Annotated in this window: 14 protein-coding genes; 4 read left to right on the forward strand and 10 right to left on the reverse strand. The window is 65.8% G+C overall.

The window, feature by feature from the left end:
- Positions 1-26: 26 nt before the first annotated feature.
- The 3 genes from QP457_RS02970 to QP457_RS02980 all read right to left on the reverse strand — a co-directional run bounded on the left by QP457_RS02970 (position 27) and on the right by QP457_RS02980 (position 5,513).
- Positions 27-1,430, reverse strand: coding sequence for a mannose-1-phosphate guanylyltransferase/mannose-6-phosphate isomerase (locus QP457_RS02970; RefSeq protein WP_180166696.1), 1,404 nt, complete (start codon positions 1,428-1,430; stop codon positions 27-29).
- A gap of 14 nt (positions 1,431-1,444) precedes the next feature.
- Positions 1,445-2,791, reverse strand: a complete 1,347-nt coding sequence (locus QP457_RS02975; protein ID WP_180166697.1) for a phosphomannomutase — start codon at positions 2,789-2,791, stop codon at positions 1,445-1,447.
- Between the two features lie 97 nt (positions 2,792-2,888).
- On the reverse strand, positions 2,889-5,513 hold the full coding sequence (locus tag QP457_RS02980; RefSeq protein ID WP_205405335.1) for a DEAD/DEAH box helicase: 2,625 nt from the start codon (positions 5,511-5,513) through the stop codon (positions 2,889-2,891).
- A gap of 173 nt (positions 5,514-5,686) precedes the next feature.
- On the opposite strand from QP457_RS02980, the gene QP457_RS02985 reads away from it, so the two are divergent.
- Both QP457_RS02985 and QP457_RS02990 read left to right on the forward strand, forming a co-directional pair.
- Complete coding sequence (locus tag QP457_RS02985; RefSeq protein WP_100551502.1) at positions 5,687-6,418, forward strand: CoA transferase subunit A; 732 nt, start codon at positions 5,687-5,689, stop codon at positions 6,416-6,418.
- Position 6,419: 1 nt separating this feature from the next.
- Positions 6,420-7,052: a CoA transferase subunit B gene (locus QP457_RS02990; RefSeq protein ID WP_205405334.1), complete on the forward strand. Its 633-nt coding sequence runs from the start codon at positions 6,420-6,422 to the stop codon at positions 7,050-7,052.
- A gap of 38 nt (positions 7,053-7,090) precedes the next feature.
- Here QP457_RS02990 and QP457_RS02995 read toward each other — a convergent pair whose 3' ends face one another.
- Positions 7,091-9,145, reverse strand: coding sequence for a glycoside hydrolase family 99-like domain-containing protein (locus QP457_RS02995; protein ID WP_205405333.1), 2,055 nt, complete (start codon positions 9,143-9,145; stop codon positions 7,091-7,093).
- Between the two features lie 118 nt (positions 9,146-9,263).
- Here QP457_RS02995 and QP457_RS03000 point away from each other — a divergent pair, with 118 nt between their 5' ends.
- The gene (locus QP457_RS03000) at positions 9,264-9,854 is read left to right on the forward strand and encodes an alpha-ketoglutarate-dependent dioxygenase AlkB (RefSeq protein ID WP_205405332.1); all 591 of its coding nucleotides are present in this window, start codon (positions 9,264-9,266) and stop codon (positions 9,852-9,854) included.
- Between the two features lie 84 nt (positions 9,855-9,938).
- Here the strand turns inward: QP457_RS03000 and QP457_RS03005 are convergent, their stop codons facing one another.
- Genes QP457_RS03005 through QP457_RS03020 form a run of 4 tightly spaced genes read right to left on the reverse strand, consistent with a single transcriptional unit; the run spans position 9,939 to position 13,457 of the window.
- Complete coding sequence (locus QP457_RS03005) at positions 9,939-10,580, reverse strand: ABC-type transport auxiliary lipoprotein family protein (protein WP_205405331.1); 642 nt, start codon at positions 10,578-10,580, stop codon at positions 9,939-9,941.
- The gene (locus tag QP457_RS03010) at positions 10,577-11,503 is read right to left on the reverse strand and encodes an MlaD family protein (protein ID WP_025878489.1); all 927 of its coding nucleotides are present in this window, start codon (positions 11,501-11,503) and stop codon (positions 10,577-10,579) included. The genes QP457_RS03005 and QP457_RS03010 overlap by 4 nt, the downstream gene beginning before the upstream one ends.
- Positions 11,504-11,506: 3 nt before the next feature.
- Positions 11,507-12,334, reverse strand: coding sequence for an ABC transporter ATP-binding protein (locus QP457_RS03015; protein ID WP_180166702.1), 828 nt, complete (start codon positions 12,332-12,334; stop codon positions 11,507-11,509).
- 1 nt (position 12,335) lies between these two features.
- Positions 12,336-13,457 (reverse strand): ABC transporter permease, encoded by a 1,122-nt coding sequence (locus tag QP457_RS03020; protein ID WP_205405330.1) that lies wholly within the window; start codon positions 13,455-13,457, stop codon positions 12,336-12,338.
- 92 nt (positions 13,458-13,549) lie between these two features.
- On the opposite strand from QP457_RS03020, the gene QP457_RS03025 reads away from it, so the two are divergent.
- Positions 13,550-14,809, forward strand: coding sequence for a threonine/serine exporter family protein (locus QP457_RS03025; RefSeq protein WP_025878492.1), 1,260 nt, complete (start codon positions 13,550-13,552; stop codon positions 14,807-14,809).
- A gap of 133 nt (positions 14,810-14,942) precedes the next feature.
- On the opposite strand, the gene QP457_RS03030 is transcribed toward QP457_RS03025, so the two are convergent.
- Positions 14,943-15,326 carry an H-NS histone family protein gene (locus QP457_RS03030; protein WP_089238647.1) on the reverse strand — a complete coding sequence of 128 codons (384 nt, stop codon included), beginning with the start codon at positions 15,324-15,326 and terminating at the stop codon, positions 14,943-14,945.
- 221 nt (positions 15,327-15,547) lie between these two features.
- Positions 15,548-17,251 (reverse strand): proline--tRNA ligase, encoded by a 1,704-nt coding sequence (locus QP457_RS03035; RefSeq protein ID WP_180166705.1) that lies wholly within the window; start codon positions 17,249-17,251, stop codon positions 15,548-15,550.
- Between the last annotated feature and the right edge of the window lie 411 nt (positions 17,252-17,662).

Consider the following 17,662-nt stretch of genomic DNA (forward strand, 5'->3'; position numbering starts at 1 on the left):
GTCGGCATGCACCGCAGGGCGACGGGTCAACTGCGCCCGTACGTATCCTCGAACCGGACGATGTCATCCTCTCCGAGATAACTGCCTGACTGCACTTCGATCAGTTCCAGCGGCAGCTTGCCCGGGTTGCGCAGGCGATGGGTCACCCCCAGCGGGATGTAGGTGCTCTGGTTCTCACTCAGCAGGATTACTTCATCGCCACGGGTGACCTCAGCCGTGCCGCTGACCACGATCCAGTGCTCGGCACGGTGGTGATGCATCTGCAGGCTCAACGTACCGCCCGGCTTGACCGTGATGCGCTTGACCTGGAAACGCTCGCCGTTGTCGATCGAGTCGTAGGCCCCCCATGGGCGGTAGACCTTGCGGTGCCAGGTCGCTTCGCTGCGGCCGTCGGCCTTCAACTTCGCCACCACTGTCTTGACCTCCTGCATGCGGTCGGCCTTGCCGACCAGCACCGCATCGTCGGTCTCGACCACGATGACATCATCGAGCCCGACCATCGCCACCAGGCGCTGGCCATAGGCATAGGTGTTGCGGCAGTCGATGGCGATCACATCACCCTGGTGCGCATTGCCGTCGCCATCCTGCTGCGATACATCGCGCAGTGCGGTCCAGGAGCCGACATCGTTCCAGCCGGCATCCAAGGGCACGACGACGGCATCGGCGGTCTTTTCCATCACCGCATAGTCGATCGAATCTGACGGCACCGCAGTGAACGCGTCCTTGTCCAACCGGGTGAAGTCCGCATCGCGGCGCGCGCCCTGCCATGCCGTGCGGCAGGCCGACAACATGGCCGGCTGCAGGCGTTCCAGCTCCTGCAGGTAGCGCGAGGCCTTGAACAGGAACATGCCGCTGTTCCAGTAGTACTGGCCACTGGCCACGTAGCCGGTGGCGGTTTCAAGATCGGGCTTTTCGACGAAACGCTCGACCGCGCGTACGCCCTGGCCATGGGCTGCCTTGATGTAGCCATAGCCGGTTTCCGGACCGGACGGCACGATGCCAAAGGTGACCAGTTTGCCGGCTTCAGCGGCGCTGGCCGCCGCCTGCACCGCCGCGCGGAAGGCGGCTTCATCGGTGATCACGTGATCGGAGGGCAGCACCAGCAACAGTGTGTCGGCACCATCGCGGGTCGCTTCCAGTGAGGCCACGGCAATCGCCGGGGCAGTGTTGCGGCCGACCGGCTCGAGGATGATCGCGGCCGGTTCGGCACCGACCTGCTGCAGTTGTTCGGCAGCAACAAAACGGTGCTCTTCGTTGGCAATGACCAACGGGCCATGGCTGGCAATGGGAGCCACACGCTGCCAGGTCGCCTGCAGCATCGTCAGCTCACCGGCCAGTGGCAGGAACTGCTTGGGGTACGCCTCGCGCGACAGAGGCCACAGACGGGTACCGGAACCACCGGAGAGGATGACGGGCTGGATGGTGTTCATCGGGACGTCTCTGCTCAGGCTTTCAACAGCGCGGCGATTTCATCGGTACGCGCCTGCATCAGCGCTGCATCTCCGCGGGATTCCACGTTCAGGCGCAGCAATGGCTCGGTGTTGGAGCTGCGCAGGTTGAAACGCCAGTTGCCGAAGTCGGCACTGATTCCATCAGTATGGTCCAGCGCCGGCGACTGCGCGGCGAAGTGGTTCATCACGCGGGCCACGGACGCCTTCGCATCGCTGACCTTGAAGTTGATCTCGCCACTGCACGGGTACGCCGCCATGCGGTCCTCCACCCAGTCGGCCAGCGAGCGGCCGCTTTCGGAAATCAGCTGCGCGATCAGCAGCCAGGGGATCATTCCCGAGTCGGCATAGGCGAATTCGCGGAAGTAGTGATGGGCGCTCATTTCGCCGCCGTATACCGCATCCTCTGCGCGCATCTTCTCCTTGATGAAAGCGTGGCCGCTCTTGCACAGCACCGGCACGCCGCCTGCCTGCTCGACCATTTCCACGGTGTTCCAGACCAGGCGTGGGTCATGCACGATCTTTCCGCCCGGGTTGCGGTCCAGCGCCGCCTTGGCCAGCAGGCCGACAAGGTAGTAGCCCTCGATGAAGCGTCCGCTGTGATCGAAGAAGAAGCAACGGTCGAAGTCGCCGTCCCAGGCAATACCGAAGTCGGCGCCGTGCTCGCGAACCGCCTCAGCGGTCGCGGCGCGGTTCTCCTGCAGCAGCGGATTGGGGATGCCGTTGGGGAAGTTGCCATCGGGTTCGTGGCAGATGCGGATGAACTCGAACGGCAGGTGCGGTGCCAGCAGGTCGACAATGGCGCCGGCGCCGCCGTTGCCGGCGTTCACTACCAGCTTCAGCGGCTTCAGTTTGCTGACATCGACATAGGACAGCAGATGCTGGATGTAGGCGCTCTTGTCGTGCTCGGCGGTCTGCCCAGCCTTGGCCGGGGCGGCGGGCGCGGTATCGGCGGCAACCGCATCGGAGATCGCGAACAGGCCGGTGTCCGAGCTGATCGGGCGCGCGTTCTCCTTGACCAGCTTCATGCCGTTGTAGTCCATCGGGTTGTGGCTTGCGGTCACCATCACACCGCCAGCTGCACCCAGGTGATCGGTCTGGAAATACACCTCTTCGGTACCGCACAGGCCGATGTCGATCACTTCGCGGCCGGTGCCGCGCAGGCCCGATGCCAGCGCATCCTGCAGCGCCAGGCTGGTCAGGCGCACATCATGGCCAAGGACCACCGGGCCGGGCGCGAGCTGCGCGGCCAGGGCCACGCCTATGCGGCGGGCCAGATCTTCGTTCAGTTCTTCCGGCACGCGGCCACGGATGTCATAGGCCTTGAAGGCGGGCAGGGGCATCGATCAGATCCTTTGGTGAGCTCAGCTTCTAATTGTAGCGCTCGGGCTGTATGGGAATCGTTTCCACCAGGCAACGCCACATGACTGACGTTCCATATCAGGCCTGCGCCGGCCGCCTGCCGGCCCTGCCAGGGCGTTTGGCCGGCGCGCCCGGCAGCGGCGCCAGCAGCGCCTCCAGATCTGCTGCGTCGAAGCGAGGACCTGCACCACCAGCACCCTCCAGGATTGCATCGGCCAGCTCGGCCTTGCGTTGTTGCAGCTCGGCGATGCGTTCTTCGACGCTGCCCGCGGCGATCAGCTTGTAGACGAACACGGGCTGATCCTGGCCGATGCGATGGGCACGGTCGGTGGCCTGGTTCTCGGCGGCCGGATTCCACCATGGATCGAAGTGGATGACGGTGTCGGCGGCGGTCAGATTCAAGCCCACGCCGCCGGCCTTCAGGCTGATCAGGAACACGGGAACCTCGCCGTCCATGAAGCGCTGCACCGGTGTGACCCGGTTCTGGGTGTCGCCGGTCAGGGTCACGTAGGCAAGGCCCAGTGCATCCAATGCCTGCGCAATCAGGGCCAGCATGCCGGTGAACTGCGAGAACAGCAGGATGCGACGTCCTTCTTCGACCATGGACGGCAGCATCTCGCGCAGCAGGTCCAGCTTGGCCGAGCCGGCAGTGCGCGCGGGTGCATGGCCCGGCAGCAGACGCGGATCGCAGCAGACCTGGCGCAGCTTCAGCAACGCGTCCAGCACCACGATGTGATTGCGCGCCAACCCACTGCCGTTGATCGCTTCGCGGACCTGTTTTTCCATTGCCGCGCGCACGGTTTCGTACAGTTCGCGCTGGCCGCCTTCCATCGCCACGGTGCGGGTGATGACCGTTTTCGGCGGAAGTTCGGAGGCGACCTGGTCCTTGCGTCGGCGCAGGATGAAAGGGCGCATGCGCTGGGCCAGCAGCTGTGCGCGCCGGCGGTCGCTGCCGCGCTCGATGGGGTGGCGCCAGTGCTGGTTGAACTGCTTTTCGCTGCCGAGCAGCCCGGGCAGCAGGAAGTCGAACTGCGTCCACAGCTCGCCCAGATGGTTCTCCAGCGGAGTGCCGGTCAGGCACAATCGATGACGGGCCTGCAGCGTGCGCAGCGTGGCCGCTGCACGCGATCTGGGGTTCTTCACCTGCTGTGCCTCGTCCAGGATCAGCAGGTGATAGGAATGCGCCTGCAGCGCCTGTTCGTCGCGCCAGAGCAGGGGATAGGTGGTCAGTATCAGATCATGTGCGGCAATGGCATCGAACTGCGTGTCACGCGCGGGTCCGTGCAGGGCCAGTACGCGCAGATCCGGGGTGAAGCGCGCAGCTTCACTCTGCCAGTTGTGCAGCAGTGACGTCGGCATGACCACCAGCGCCGGTTTGTCCAGGCGGCCGCTCTGCTTTTCAACCAGGAGATGGGCCAGGGTCTGCAGTGTCTTGCCCAGGCCCATGTCGTCGGCCAGCACGCCGCCCAAGCCCTGCTGGCGCAGGTACTGCAGCCAGGACAGGCCCTCAAGCTGGTAGCTGCGCAGCGTCGCGCGCAAGCCCTGCGGCGCCGGGACAGCGGTCATCGCCGGCGCGTCCAGCAGGCGCTGCACGCGTGCGCGGGTATCGTTGCTGCTGTGCAGTCGCAGCTGCGCGGCGTCCTGCAGTGCCTGCAGGCGCCCGCGGTCGTGCACCTGCAGGCGCAGCGGTTGCCCGTGGTCGCCGAACAGATCCGCCAGCAGCGCGATCACCGGTTTCAGACGCCCCGCGCGCAGTGCCAGGCGTTCATTGCCCGCCGTCGTCAGCAGTACGTTCTCGTCATCGCCGATCGCGTCCAGCTGACCGCGCAGCCAGCGCGGATCAGACTGCAGTACGCCCTGCAACAGCGGAACCAGTGCAACGCTGCGGCCATCGACGTCGATGGTCAGGGCCAGGTCGAACGCAGCGCTGTCGGTGGACATCGACCGCACATCCAGGTCGATCTCCTCCACCCGGGTGATGCGATGGCGGAAGGCATCGTCAGTCTCGATCTTCCAGCCCAGCGCTTCCAACCGCAGCACATCCTCCAGCAGGAAGCGGGTCCAGTCGAAACTGCGCAGCTCGAACAATGGACCGCCGCCGTCCAGCACGATGCGCGGTTGCCGCTCGCGGTGCAGGTGGACGCTGTGCAATTCCGCTTCACGCCGTGCCTCCCCGGCCAGGTCACGCGGCAGCAGGTAGAGCTGGCCCTCGGCGCCATGCACGAACAGCGACGGGTCGTCGAGAAAACGCACGTGTTCGCCGTACTCGAAAGCGACGGTGGCAACGTCGAGCCACTGCGAGGCATCGCGTTCGGTGAGCCAGGTGGGACGGTATTCCATGCTGTGCAGATGGAGGATCGGCGTCATCGCCTGGGTCTGCAGGGTGGGCAGCGTTGGCTTGGCGGCCGGGCGCAGCAGGCCCGGCGTACCCTCCAGGGAGGTTGCCAGCGCGGCCAGCAGTACGGCGGCGACATGCTCGCAGTGCCCGCCAACCGGACAGGTGCAGCGACTTTGCAGGGGGCTGTGCGGTGTGCGGGCGCTGGCATCCAGGTCGATCGACACCTGCCAGCCCTCGAGCTGGGCGGTCAGCAGCGGTGACTGGTAGCGCAGTTCACGCACTGCCGAAACGAGGTGGTTGCCCTTTCCCAGTGTCCCGGCATCCAGCCAGCGGGACAGTTCCCCTCCGGTGAATACTACGGCCATGCGTCGTCCTGTCCTCTCCATCTGCAGCACGCGTTGCCGAGGGCACCGCAAGCGGGGAAGCGGACATTCTACGGATTGAGGGCCCGGCATGCTGGTTCATGCTGCGGCGCATCCCAGCCGGCAACGGGTGTACCGCTAGAATGGCGGCATTCTCACCGGGTAGGGCAGTAGAGATGCAGCAATCGACTTCCAGCGGCACGCGCAGCAAGCGTTTCGCCTCTGCGGCGGATGCCCTGCAGGGCGTGGTCGCTGATGGCCAGGTTCTGGCCGTGGGTGGCTTCGGCCTGTGCGGTATTCCTGAAGCACTGATCGCCGCACTGCGCGACAGTGGCGCCAAGGGCCTGACCGTGATCTCCAACAACGCCGGCGTGGATGGCTTCGGCCTGGGCCAGCTGCTGGAAACCCGGCAGATCAGGAAGATGATTTCGTCCTACGTGGGCGAGAACAAGGAGTTCGAACGGCAGTTCCTGGCCGGCGAGCTGGAGCTGGAATTCAATCCGCAGGGCACCCTGGCCGAACGCCTGCGTGCCGGTGGTGCGGGTATCCCGGCGTTCTTCACCGCTACCGGCTATGGCACGGTGGTGGCCGAAGGCAAGGAAACCCGTGAGTTCGACGGCAAGCACTACGTGATGGAAACCGCGCTGCGCGCCGACGTGGCACTGGTCAAGGCCTGGAAGGCCGACGAGGCCGGCAACCTGGTGTTCCGCAAGACCGCGCGCAATTTCAACCCGGCCTGTGCGATGGCTGGCAAGGTCTGCATCGTGGAAGTGGAGGAGGTGGTGCCGGTCGGCAGCATCGACCCGGACCAGGTGCATCTGCCGGGTATCTACGTGCACCGCATCGTGCACAACCCCACTCCCGAAAAACGTATCGAACAGCGCACCATCCGTGCGGAGGGCAACTGAGATGGCATGGACCCGCGACGAGATGGCGGCGCGCGCTGCGCGTGAACTGACCGATGGCGCCTACGTGAACCTGGGCATCGGCCTGCCGACGCTGGTGGCCAATCACATTCCCGACGGCGTGGATGTGTGGCTGCAATCGGAAAACGGCCTGCTGGGCATCGGCCCGTTCCCGACCGAGGATGAGGTCGATGCAGACCTGATCAATGCCGGCAAGCAGACCGTCACCGCACGTGCGGGGGCCAGCTATTTCGGCAGCCATGACAGCTTCGCGATGATCCGCGGTGGTCACGTCAACCTGGCCATCCTTGGCGCGATGCAGGTCACCGACAAGGGTGACCTGGCCAACTGGATGGTGCCCGGCAAGATGGTCAAGGGCATGGGCGGTGCGATGGACCTGGTGGCCGGCGTACAACGGGTGGTGGTGCTGATGGAGCACACCGCCAAGAACGGCGAACACAAGATCCTGGCCGAATGCACGCTGCCGCTGACCGGTGTGGGCGTGGTCGATCGCATCATCACCGACCTGGCGGTATTCGATGTGACCGATGACGGTCTGGTGCTGGTGGAAGCCGCGCCCGGAGTTGGCGATGGCGAGTTGAAGGAAAAGACGGGCGTGGCCTTCAAGCGCGCCTGATTGATCCGCGACAGGAGGTGTGCAGTCCCTCCTGTCGGTCAGCTGCGTCGGGCGTAGGCGTATTCGCTGCCGTGGGCGTCGGGCTCGCCGACGCATGCGGCCGCTGTCGCTACACGTAGTCCGGCGTGTTCACAGCATGTACCGAACACGCGTTCGATGGCATGGGCGAGCGTTCCATCTATCTGGCCGTGCTCAGCCTCGAAGTTGCTTCGGTAGAGGTGTGCGTCCAGCAGCGGGCGCAGGGCCCGCAGCCGCCACCAGCCCATGCTGCCGGCACCGAACTGGCTGCCGTCTGCTGCAGCGTGCAGGCCGATCCGCGCCTGGAGCCGTTGCAGTGCCGGACCATTGCCACCAACGTACTCGGCAACCGGCAGCAGGTGACCCTCGGCGACGACCATGCCCAAGCTGGGATCGGCCTGGAACGCAGCGTGGATGCGTGCGGCTCGCCCGCCCTGTACCAGGCGCTGCAGCAGTTCCTGCCGCCACTGATCGCCATCGGACCGATGGCTGGAACGTTTCGTATGCAGCTTCAGGATCACATCGTGCTGGTCCTGCAGCAGTTCAGCCACTTCAAGGAACGGCAGGATGTCCCGGCCATGGTTTTCCACAGCCATGACCTCGCCCTGCAGGCCATGTGCGGCAAGCGCCTGATGCACTGCGTCCACGTGCTGCGCCGGAGTGGTCACCACGATCCGCCAGGGCAGCGCTGCATCGTGTAGTGCAGACAGGACTTCCGGCAGCGTCTCCAGGTACCAGGCATGGAGATGCACCGCCGGCTGCTGGACTGGTGCAGCGGTCGGTGACAGCGCATCACGGGTGGCCTGCAGCCACGCATGACCCAGCCTCGCATCCGGTTCCAGCACTGCACCTTCGGCCCATTCGTTCCAGGCGTTGATGAATACCATGCGCTTGTTCGTGGGCGCGGCAGCAAGGCGTTTCTCGATCGTGCTGCGCAGCCAATCACGATAGCCTCTGGGCGATGCATGCAGGTACACCCGGCCGCGCCCCGAACGGCGAGCCTCGTTGTCCCAGCCCGGATTCACGCCGGGGTAGAGCGGATAGTCCGGCAGCGGACGTGCGCTGATCTCGGCAGCCAGTTCACGCCAGTCGCGCACGTCGCCATTGAAATCGGGATTGAGCAGCCACTGCCGCGCCGACAGCGAGGAAGGGTTGCTCATGTTTGGAGGGAATTCGACCGCAGCGTCGAATCCGATGTCACGAGGGTCGGGGCGCTCGAAGCCTTGAACGTAGGCCAGATGGATCTCGCCCACGCCATTGTCGCGACACCAGCGACGCCAGCGTTCGGCAGTCGCCCGGGCATCGGGCAGCAGGTGGGGTCGGTAGACCAGCAACATCGGCAGGCCATCGACTTTCAATGCACGGCGGTCGCGCAGATAGGGTGCGATGTGGGCGATGAAGGCCAGATCGTCTTCGGCGCTGTGCCGCTGGCCGATCAGGATGTCATCGTCGCGCCCGTCCCAGCGCCGTGCCCAGTTCTCGTTGGCCCAGCACAGGCAGAACGGCAGGTCGATGCTGTCGTCGTCCAGCCATTGGCGCAGCGGGTCTTCCATCAGCGTGCGACCGCTGAACCAGTAGTAGTAGAAGCAGAACGCGCCGATGCCATACTCCGCAGCCAAACGCGCCTGGTCACGCATCACCTGCGGATTGCGCAGGTCGTAGAAGCCCAGGTCGGCAGGCAGGCGTGGCTGCACATGGCCTTCGAACTGCGGCAGGGCGCGGGTGACATTGCGCCATTCCGTAAAGCCCTTGCCCCACCAGGCATCGTTCTGCGGGAACGTGTGGAACTGCGGCAGGTAGAACGCCACCAGGGTGGCGGGCAGTGGCGAGGGCAGGATGCCTTCGCGCCAGGGGACGTGGCCGATCGCTGGTTCGTCGGCGCGCCACCGCAATTGGGCATTGGCGCGCGGTCCGCCGGCGTCCTGCTGTCCTTTCGGCGGTGGCGGCACCCAGTCGCCATGGCTGGCCAGAAAGCGGGTGCGCAGGCGATCACGCTGCCCCTGTGACAGCGGCAGCGCCCGAAAGGCCGCGCGCAGCAGCGGGAACAGTACCCGGCGCAGGTTGATGCCGGTCATCTCACGTGCTCGTTCAGGAGGGCGCGTGAGCAGGGTTTGGTAACGTAGATGTCGGTCATTTCTCCATTTTCAGCGTTGGCGGCCGTCGGGGCAAACGTCACCGTGCTAGCGTTGGCCAATGCTGTTCCCCCATGACCTGCCAGACGCCGACGTCCGCCACCTGACCGGGTGGCTGCCCGCCGCTGAAGCCGACGCTCTGCAGCAGGCATTGGCACAGGAAATTCCTTGGGAAACCCACCGCATCCGCATGTTCGGCAACTGGGTGGACTCACCCCGGTTGAGCTGCTGGATCGGCGATCTGCAGGCGCGCTACCGCTATTCCGGCGCCGAGTTCGTGCCCCATCCGTGGCCGCTTGTGCTGGGGGCATTGCGCGACCGGCTGCAAGCGCAGGGCGTGGGTCGATTCAACAGCGTGCTGCTCAACCGCTATCGCGGCGGCACCGACTACATGGGCTGGCACAGCGATGACGAGCCGGAGCTGGGGCCGGCGCCGCTGATTGCTTCGTTGAGCCTCGGAGCGGCGCGACGGTTCCTGCTGCGCCGACGTGACGATCCTGCGCGCAAGGCCGAGTACCTGCTCGGCCACGGCGATCTGCTGTTGATGGCCGGGCAGACCCAGCGCCACTACCAGCACGCGCTGCCGAAGATGGCGCGGGTGCAGGGTGAACGCATCAACCTGACGTTCCGCTGGATCACGCCGCGGACCTGACGCAGGTCCCGGAGCATTCATCCACGCATGGCGTGGATCTACCCGCATCGCGGGACCAGGCCCGGCGTAATCAGCGGAAACCGATCAGCGCTTCAGCGTCTGCTTGTCGTTCTGCCCGCTGGTCAGCGTCCAGCCCACCACGTCCTGCGCTACCTGCTGCAGTCCACGCTCGAAGGCGGCGGCCACCGCCGACACATCAGTGCTGCCTACCGGCTGCAGCTGACGGAAGGTGCGGTCGGCGACCACGCGCTGGTTGGTCACATCGATCAGCTTGGCGTTGATCTCGATGACGACCGTTGGCGTTGCCTGGCCCTGGTAGTCCGATTCGAAGCGACGGATGTCGGTCGACAGCTTGTAGTCGGCGCGGATGCCGGCGGCGACGCGGGCCACGCCGTGGATGCGGCCGGAATCCTCGAAACCACGCAGCAGGGTGTCTTCGATCATGTCGGTGGCCGGCTGCGCCCAGCTGGCACCCTTGTAGATCTCCAGCTCCGACGGCGTCGGCCGCACGTTGATGCGCGGGCTGTCGACCATGCGCGCAGCGCTGGGCTTGGCCAGCACCAGTTGCCAGTCGGCCTGCGGCCAGCTGGGGTCGACCTTCACCTGCACGGCGGGGGAATACAGGGTGACGGGATTCTTGTCGCCGCTGCCGAGGATCGAGCAGCCACCCAGCAGGGTGGCCAGCGACGCGGCCAGCAACAGGCGCGGAAGGGTGGTCGGGCTCATTTGGGTTCGAACTCCTTCGGGGCGTCGCGGCCGAGCAGGTAGCGCGCGGGGTTGTTCTCAAGACGGTCGCTGACCCGGCGCAGGTCCCGGATCAGGCCACGCAGTTCACCCAGCGTCGGGCCGAGCTGGCCCAGACCATCATTGGCGAAGCTGTTGATGGCCGCGCGGTTCTCGCCAAGGATCGAATCGGCATTGCCGGCGGCCGAATCCAGCTTGGCCAGGGTGGCGTCGAGCTTGTCGATGATGCCCGGCAGCTGCTGCACCAGGTTCTTGTCCAGGCGCTCGATGGTGCCGTTGGTGGTCTTCAGGGTGGCGTCCAGGCTGCGCGCGGCATCGCGCGCGCTGAGCAGCAGCGACTGCGTGCCCTGGTCGCGGTCGGCCAGGCCGCCACTGATCGTTTCCAGATTGGCCAACGTGGCGTTGATCGAGGCGACGTTGCGGTCGCTGAGGATCTGGTCCATGCGCTCGACGATGCGGTTGGCCACGTCGGTGATGTTCTGCAGCGCTGACGGCGTGGTCGGGATGATCGGCGCCGGATCCTTGTTGACCGTGGTCAGCGCCGGCGACTGCGGCGTGCCGCCGCTGAGCTGGATGATCGACGGGCCGGTCAGGCTGGTGATCGCCAGCTTGGCGCGGGTATCGGTCTTGACCGGCGTGGTCGAGTTCAGGCGGATGCGTGCGACCACCTGGCGCGGATCGTCCGGCACCAGGTTCAGTTCGGTGATCGAGCCCACCGCGATGCCGTTGTACTGCACCGGGCTGCCGACCGACAGGCCGGTCACCGCTTCGCGGAACACCACCCGGTATTCCTGCCAGGTACGGTCGGAGGAGTACTTGGCGGCCCACAGGCCGAAGGCCAGCAGGGCCAGGCCGGTGATCAGGGTGAACGCGCCGATCAGCACGTAGTTGGCTTTTGTTTCCATGGCTCAGGCACTCTCGATCTGTTCGCCACGCGCGGCGCGCGCGCGGGGTCCGTGGAAGTATTCCTGGATCCACGGATGATCCAGTTTCTCGATTTCCGGTAGCGGCGCATTGGCCACCACCTTGCGGTCGGCGATGACTGCCACCCGGTCGCAGATGGCATACAGCGTGTCCAGGTCGTGGGTGATCAGGAACACGGTCAGCCCCAGCGCTTCCTGCAGGGTCTTGATCAGGCGGTCGAACGCGGCCGCACCGATCGGGTCCAGCCCGGCGGTGGGTTCGTCCAGGAACAGCAGCGGCGGATCCAGCGCCAGTGCACGTGCCAGGCCGGCGCGCTTGCGCATGCCGCCGGACAGCTGCGAGGGCAGCTTGTTGATCGCATCGGCGGGCAGACCGGCCAGTTTCACCTTCAGCAGGGCCAGCTCGTAGTGCCAGCGCTCGGGCAGTTCGCGGTGGTGTTCCTTCAGCGGCACCTGCACGTTTTCGCCCACGGTCAGCGACGAGAACAGGGCGCCGTCCTGGAACAGCACGCCGGTATTGCGTTCGATGTGCAGGCGGCTCTCGGCGTCGTCGGCACGCGCGTCGCGGCCGAGCACTTCGATCTGCCCTTCATCCGGCACGCGCAGGCCCAGGATCGAGCGCATCAGCACCGATTTGCCGGTGCCCGAACCACCCACCACGCCAAGGATCTCGCCACGGCGCACGTCCAGGTCCAGCCCTTCGTGCACGGTCTGGCTGCCAAAGCGGTTGACCAGCCCGCGCACGCGGATGGCCAGGTCGTGGCCTTCGTCGTCCTGCATGGGCACTTCTTCGGGGATCGGATGCGTGCTCATGTCACCAGTCCATGTGCATGAACCACAACGCCGCGAAGGCGTCGATGATGATCACCAGCGAGATCGTCTGCACCACGCTGGAGGTGGTGCGCTCGCCGACCGACTGTGCGGTGCCTTCGACCTTCAGGCCTTCCAGACAGCCGATCAGGCCGATCACCAGCGCAAATACCGGTGCCTTGGACAGGCCCACCAGCATGTGCCGCACTTCCATCGTGTCGTGCATGCGCGCGATGTACATCTGCGGCGGAATATCCAGGTCGAACGCGCCGACCGTGATGCCGCCGGCCAGGCCGGCGATCATCGCGATGAAGGTCAGCAGCGGCAGCGTCACCAGCAGCGCGACCAGGCGCGGCAGCACCAGCAGGTCGATGGGGTCGAGCCCCAGGGTGCGCATCGCATCGATCTCCTCGCGTGCCTTCATCGCACCGATCTGCGCGGTGAACGCACTGGCGGTGCGGCCAGCCAGCACGATCGCGGTCAGCAGCACGGCGAATTCGCGCAGGAAGGCGATGTTGACCAGTTCGACGACGAAGATCTCCGCGCCGAAATCGCGCAGGATGGTCGAGCCGAGGAAGGCGATCACTGCGCCGACCAGGTAGGACAGCAGCGCGACCAGCGGCACGGCGTCCAGCCCGACCTGCTCCATCTGGTGCACGGTCGCGGTCAGGCGGAAACGTCGGGGTTCCTTGACCAGGCGTGCGGCCTTGACCAGGTTCTCACCGAGGAAGCTGCACAGCGCCTTGATGTTGTGGCCCGTGGCATGGACGCTGACGCCCAGCCGCTCCAGTGCCGCCAGCACGCCGAAGTCACGCTTCGGCTTCGGGCGGTCGTCGGCCACTTCCTCGATGGTGCACACCAGCGCCTGGTGGTCCGGGCGGAACCGCAGTGCGTCTTCGCTCAGGTCAGCGCGATGGGCGACGCGCAGCACCTGCAGTACGCCGGCGGAGTCGAGCAGCTCGATGCCGGTGGCGTCGATGCCGGTCAGCGTGTCCGGAACGCCACGCAGCACTTCGGCCGCGGCCAGCGCGGTCTTCAGGGTCCAGTGGCCGGACAGCCGGATCAGTCCCGGATCCTGAGCGTCCTGTTCGAGCTGGGGGGCGTGGGTCGGGGTCATGGGGGCCATTCGGGTCGCAGCATAACCGTTCTGAATTGCACGTCGCGTCGAACCAGGATGAATTTCTCCAGCAGAGCCTGACGTAGGTAATACTACGGCGCATGTCTGCAGACGCTCACACGATCCCCACGCCCCAGGCCACCTACGCGCAGCGCGTGGCCTTCGTTTCCGAGATCGCCGGCCGCCTGCACAGCTACGGCACCACGGCCCAGCGCCTGGAAGCGGCGGTGGTTGCATTGGCCCGGCAGCTCGATCTGGATTGTGAACCGTGGTCGAACCCCACCGGCATCATCCTCAGTTTCAGCGATCCGGCGCAGGCCATCGGCTCCAGTGACATCACCCGGGTGATCCGGCTGGCGCCCGGCGAGAACGACCTGCACAAGCTCAGCGTGGCTGACGGAATCGCCGAAGAAGTGGCCAACGGCCGCATGAGCATCGCCCAGGGTCACACCGCGCTGCGCCAGCTGGACAAGGATCCGGGCCGGCGCGGCAAGCTGCGCACCATCCTGTCCTTCACCCTCGGTGCGGCCGGCGTGGCAGGCATGTGGAAGCTGCCGTGGCTGGACATCGCCACCGCCGGTGTCATCGGCCTGCTGATCGGCCTGCTCGGCATGGTCACCGACAAGCGCCCGGCCAGCCGTGAAGCGGCCGAAGCACTGGCGGCGCTGCTGGCCGGCCTGGTCGCCACCGTGGTTGCCACCTTCGTGGGCGCGCTGAATCTCAACACGGTGATCATCGCTTCGCTGGTGGTGCTGCTGCCGGGCATGTCGCTGACCAATGCGGTCAATGAACTGGCCAGCCAGCACTGGGTGTCCGGCACCGCGCGCTTTGCCGGCGCGTTGACCACGATCATGAAGCTCAGTGTCGGCGCGATGATCGCGGTGACCCTGGCCGATGTGCTGGGGCTGGACCCGATGATCCGTGCCTCGCGGCCACAGGGGCCGTGGGTCGAGTGGGGCTCGCTGCTGACGGCGGCGTTCGCCTTCGCCATGTTGTTCAAGGCCAATCGTCGCGACTATCCGTGGGTGATCGCCGCCTCGGTGGCCGGTTACGCGATCTCCAAATTTGGTGGTCATGCCTGGGGTACGCCGGCCGGCATCTTCCTGTCGGCGATGCTGCTGACCGCCGGCGGCAATCTGTTCGGGCGCGTGGTCGGCCGTCCCGGCGCGATCATCCGCCTGCCGGGCATCATCATGATGGTGCCTGGCAGCACCAGCCTGCGCGGCGTGCTGACCCTGGTCCAGCAACAGGACGTGGGCGCCGGCCAGAGCGTGTTCCTGACCGTGTTGAACGTGGTGATGGCGCTGGTCGCCGGCCTGCTGTTCGGCAACCTGCTGATGCCGGCGCGCAAGACGCTGTGATCGGGGGCGGTAGCGCCGGGCCATGCCCGGCGGATCGGGAAACCAACCGCTGCGCTCGCCGGGCATGGCCCGGCGCTACCCCAAAAAAAACGCCGGCTTTCGCCGGCGTTTTTCATTGCGACCCGATCTGGCCTCAGGCCTTCTTGATCAGGAAATCTTCCGGCTTCTTGCTGCCCTTGGCGGTCAGCTCGGCCATCCAGCGCGGCTGCTTGCCACGACCGGTCCAGGTTTCCTTCGGGTTGGCCGGGTTGCGGTACTTCGGTGCAACCTTGCCCAGCTTGCGGCCGGCGGTCTTGGACGGGGCCTTGGTGGCCTTGGCGACCTTGCGCGCGCGCGGTGCGGGTTCACCACCGAACAGTTCCTCGATGGTGTAACCCTCGGTCTTGGCCAGCTTGCTCAGCTGGGCACGCACCTTGGTGATCGGGCGACGCTTGGCGACGATGGTCTGCTGCTTCTTGGCTGTGCGGATCAATGCGCCCAGCTCACGTGCCGACAGGCCGGTCAGGTCGATGCTCATCAACGATTACTCCAGAAACTAATTTAGGGACAGGGACGAGCCGGTCCGTGGCGTCGCGGGACAGAGTAATGAGGAATTAATCCCAGCACAAACAGTTGCGGTCACCGTCTGTCGGCTGGCTGGCCCGGTTGCGACCATTTTGACCGGATTATGTCCGCTGCGATTTTCCGGGGGCGGCCATCCGGCAAAAAAAGACCGGGGTATACCCCGGTCTTTTCCGATCAATCCTGCAGGCGCTGCAGCAGGGTGGCCTTGTCCAGGCTCTCCGCTTCGGCGGCGCGGCGCGAGCGGTACTCGAAGGTGCCTGCGGCCAGGCCGCGCTCGCTGACCACCACCCGGTGCGGGATGCCGATCAGTTCCATGTCGGCAAACATCGCGCCCGGGCGCAGACCGCGGTCGTCCAGTGCGGCATCCAGACCGGCGTCGCGCAGCTCCTGCAGCAGGCCTGCGGCCGCATCGGCCACGGCAGCGTCGCCCTTCGGATTGATCACGCAGACCACCACCTGCCACGGCGCCATCGCGTCGGGCCAGATGATGCCGGCGTCATCGTGGTTCTGCTCGATGGCTGCGGCAACCACACGCGAAATACCGATGCCGTAGCAGCCCATCGTCATCACCGCGGCCTTGCCGTTCTCGTCCAGCACGGTGGCATCGAGCGCCTTCGCATAGGTGCGGCCCAGCTGGAACACGTGGCCAACTTCGATGCCGCGGGCGATTTTCAGTTCGCCGCCATCCAGCGCACGATCACCGGCACGCACGTTGCGGATGTCCGCCACTTCCGGTTCCGCCAGGTCGCGGCCCCAGTTGACGCCGGCCAGGTGGAAACCGGCCTCGTTGGCACCCACGACGAAGTCGGACATCGCCGCCACTTCGCGATCGGCGACCACGCGGATCGGCTTGGCCGGCGCGACCGGACCGAGGAAGCCCGGCACGCTGCCGAGGTAGTCGGCGATCTCTGCTTCGCTGGCAAAACGCTGCTCGTCCAGGCCGGCAACCTTGCCCAGCTTGATCTCATTGACCTCGTGGTCGCCACGCACCAGCACCAGCACGAACTGCTGTTCCTTGCCTTCACCGGCGATCAGCGCCACCGACTTCACGGTGCGCTGCAGGTCGATGCCGAGCAGGGCGGCAACGTCTTCGCAGGTTTTCTGGATCGGGGTCTCGACCTTGCGCAGCGCTTCGCTGGCCGCAGCGCGCGCAGCCGGATCGGCGGCAATGGCCGCTTCCATGTTGGCGGCGTAGTCAGAACCGGTGGAGAACACCAGCGCGTCTTCACCGGAATCGGCGATCACGTGGAATTCCTGCGAGGCGTCACCGCCGATCGCGCCGGAATCGGCCTGCACCATGCGGAAGTCCAGACCCAGGCGGGTGAAGATGCGGCTGTAGGCCACCTTCATGTTTTCGTACTCACGCACGAGGTCTTCGTCGTGCAGGTGGAACGAATAGGCGTCCTTCATCAGGAACTCGCGCGCACGCATCACACCGAAGCGCGGACGGATCTCGTCGCGGAACTTGGTCTGGATCTGGTAGAAGTTCACCGGCAGCTGCTTGTAGCTGGACAGTTCGCTGCGCGCGAAATCGCAGGCCGCTTCTTCGGCGGTGGGGCTGTAGCAGAAGGTCTGTTCCTTGCGGTCCTTGATCTTCAGCAGCTGCGGGCCGAACTTCTGCCAGCGGCCGGTCTGCTCCCACAGTTCCTTCGGCTGGATGGTCGGAATCTGGAATTCGACGGCACCGGCACGGTCCATTTCCTCGCGGACGATGCGTTCGACCTTGCGCAGCACGCGCAGGCCCAGCGGCGACCAGGTGTACAGGCCGGATGCGAGCTTGCGGATCATGCCCGCGCGCAGCATCAGCCGGTGGCTGGTCAGCTCGGCGTCGCTGGGGGTTTCCTTGGTGGTGTGCAGGTGGAACTGGGAGAGGCGCATCGTCGGCTTCGGATTACGGCAGAGACACCTATTCTGCCAGCCCGGCCGGGGGAGGGGTATCGGCCGGGCGGCGCCCGGCACCCGCCGAATCAACGGCAACGTCAAAAGCGGGTATTCCGTGGGATGGCGGGGTGGGTCCGGTTGCGGGGGACGCTGCAAGTACGTCCCTGTAAGCTCGGTCGCCGCATCCATGCGGCTCACGCCCCCGCAACCGGACCCACCCCGCCTTCGACAGATCTCCGCAATCTGTCTGGATGGCATGGCCTGCTCTTGGTAGGTGTCGACCTTGGTCGACAGTAGATCCACGCCACGCGTGGATGCTCTTCGATCATTCGATCAATTGTCGAAATATTCGATTTCGATGGAGATTCATCCACGCATGGCGTGGATCTACTGGCCACCGGGAAACTG

Source organism: Stenotrophomonas sp. As-7, from assembly GCF_030291015.1.
GTDB classification, from domain to species: Bacteria; Pseudomonadota; Gammaproteobacteria; order Xanthomonadales; family Xanthomonadaceae; genus Stenotrophomonas; species Stenotrophomonas lactitubi.

What these genes read in the sequence shown, in the direction of transcription:
- QP457_RS02970 (WP_180166696.1), bottom strand. Translation starts at nt 1,430, where the DNA reads ATGAACACCATCCAGCCCGTCATCCTCTCCGGTGGTTCCGGTACCCGT.
- QP457_RS02975 (WP_180166697.1), bottom strand. Translation starts at nt 2,791, where the DNA reads ATGCCCCTGCCCGCCTTCAAGGCCTATGACATCCGTGGCCGCGTGCCG.
- QP457_RS02980 (WP_205405335.1), bottom strand. Translation starts at nt 5,513, where the DNA reads ATGGCCGTAGTATTCACCGGAGGGGAACTGTCCCGCTGGCTGGATGCC.
- QP457_RS02985 (WP_100551502.1), top strand. Translation starts at nt 5,687, where the DNA reads ATGCAGCAATCGACTTCCAGCGGCACGCGCAGCAAGCGTTTCGCCTCT.
- QP457_RS02990 (WP_205405334.1), top strand. Translation starts at nt 6,420, where the DNA reads ATGGCATGGACCCGCGACGAGATGGCGGCGCGCGCTGCGCGTGAACTG.
- QP457_RS02995 (WP_205405333.1), bottom strand. Translation starts at nt 9,145, where the DNA reads ATGACCGGCATCAACCTGCGCCGGGTACTGTTCCCGCTGCTGCGCGCG.
- QP457_RS03000 (WP_205405332.1), top strand. Translation starts at nt 9,264, where the DNA reads ATGCTGTTCCCCCATGACCTGCCAGACGCCGACGTCCGCCACCTGACC.
- QP457_RS03005 (WP_205405331.1), bottom strand. Translation starts at nt 10,580, where the DNA reads ATGAGCCCGACCACCCTTCCGCGCCTGTTGCTGGCCGCGTCGCTGGCC.
- QP457_RS03010 (WP_025878489.1), bottom strand. Translation starts at nt 11,503, where the DNA reads ATGGAAACAAAAGCCAACTACGTGCTGATCGGCGCGTTCACCCTGATC.
- QP457_RS03015 (WP_180166702.1), bottom strand. Translation starts at nt 12,334, where the DNA reads ATGAGCACGCATCCGATCCCCGAAGAAGTGCCCATGCAGGACGACGAA.
- QP457_RS03020 (WP_205405330.1), bottom strand. Translation starts at nt 13,457, where the DNA reads ATGGCCCCCATGACCCCGACCCACGCCCCCCAGCTCGAACAGGACGCT.
- QP457_RS03025 (WP_025878492.1), top strand. Translation starts at nt 13,550, where the DNA reads ATGTCTGCAGACGCTCACACGATCCCCACGCCCCAGGCCACCTACGCG.
- QP457_RS03030 (WP_089238647.1), bottom strand. Translation starts at nt 15,326, where the DNA reads ATGAGCATCGACCTGACCGGCCTGTCGGCACGTGAGCTGGGCGCATTG.
- QP457_RS03035 (WP_180166705.1), bottom strand. Translation starts at nt 17,251, where the DNA reads ATGCGCCTCTCCCAGTTCCACCTGCACACCACCAAGGAAACCCCCAGC.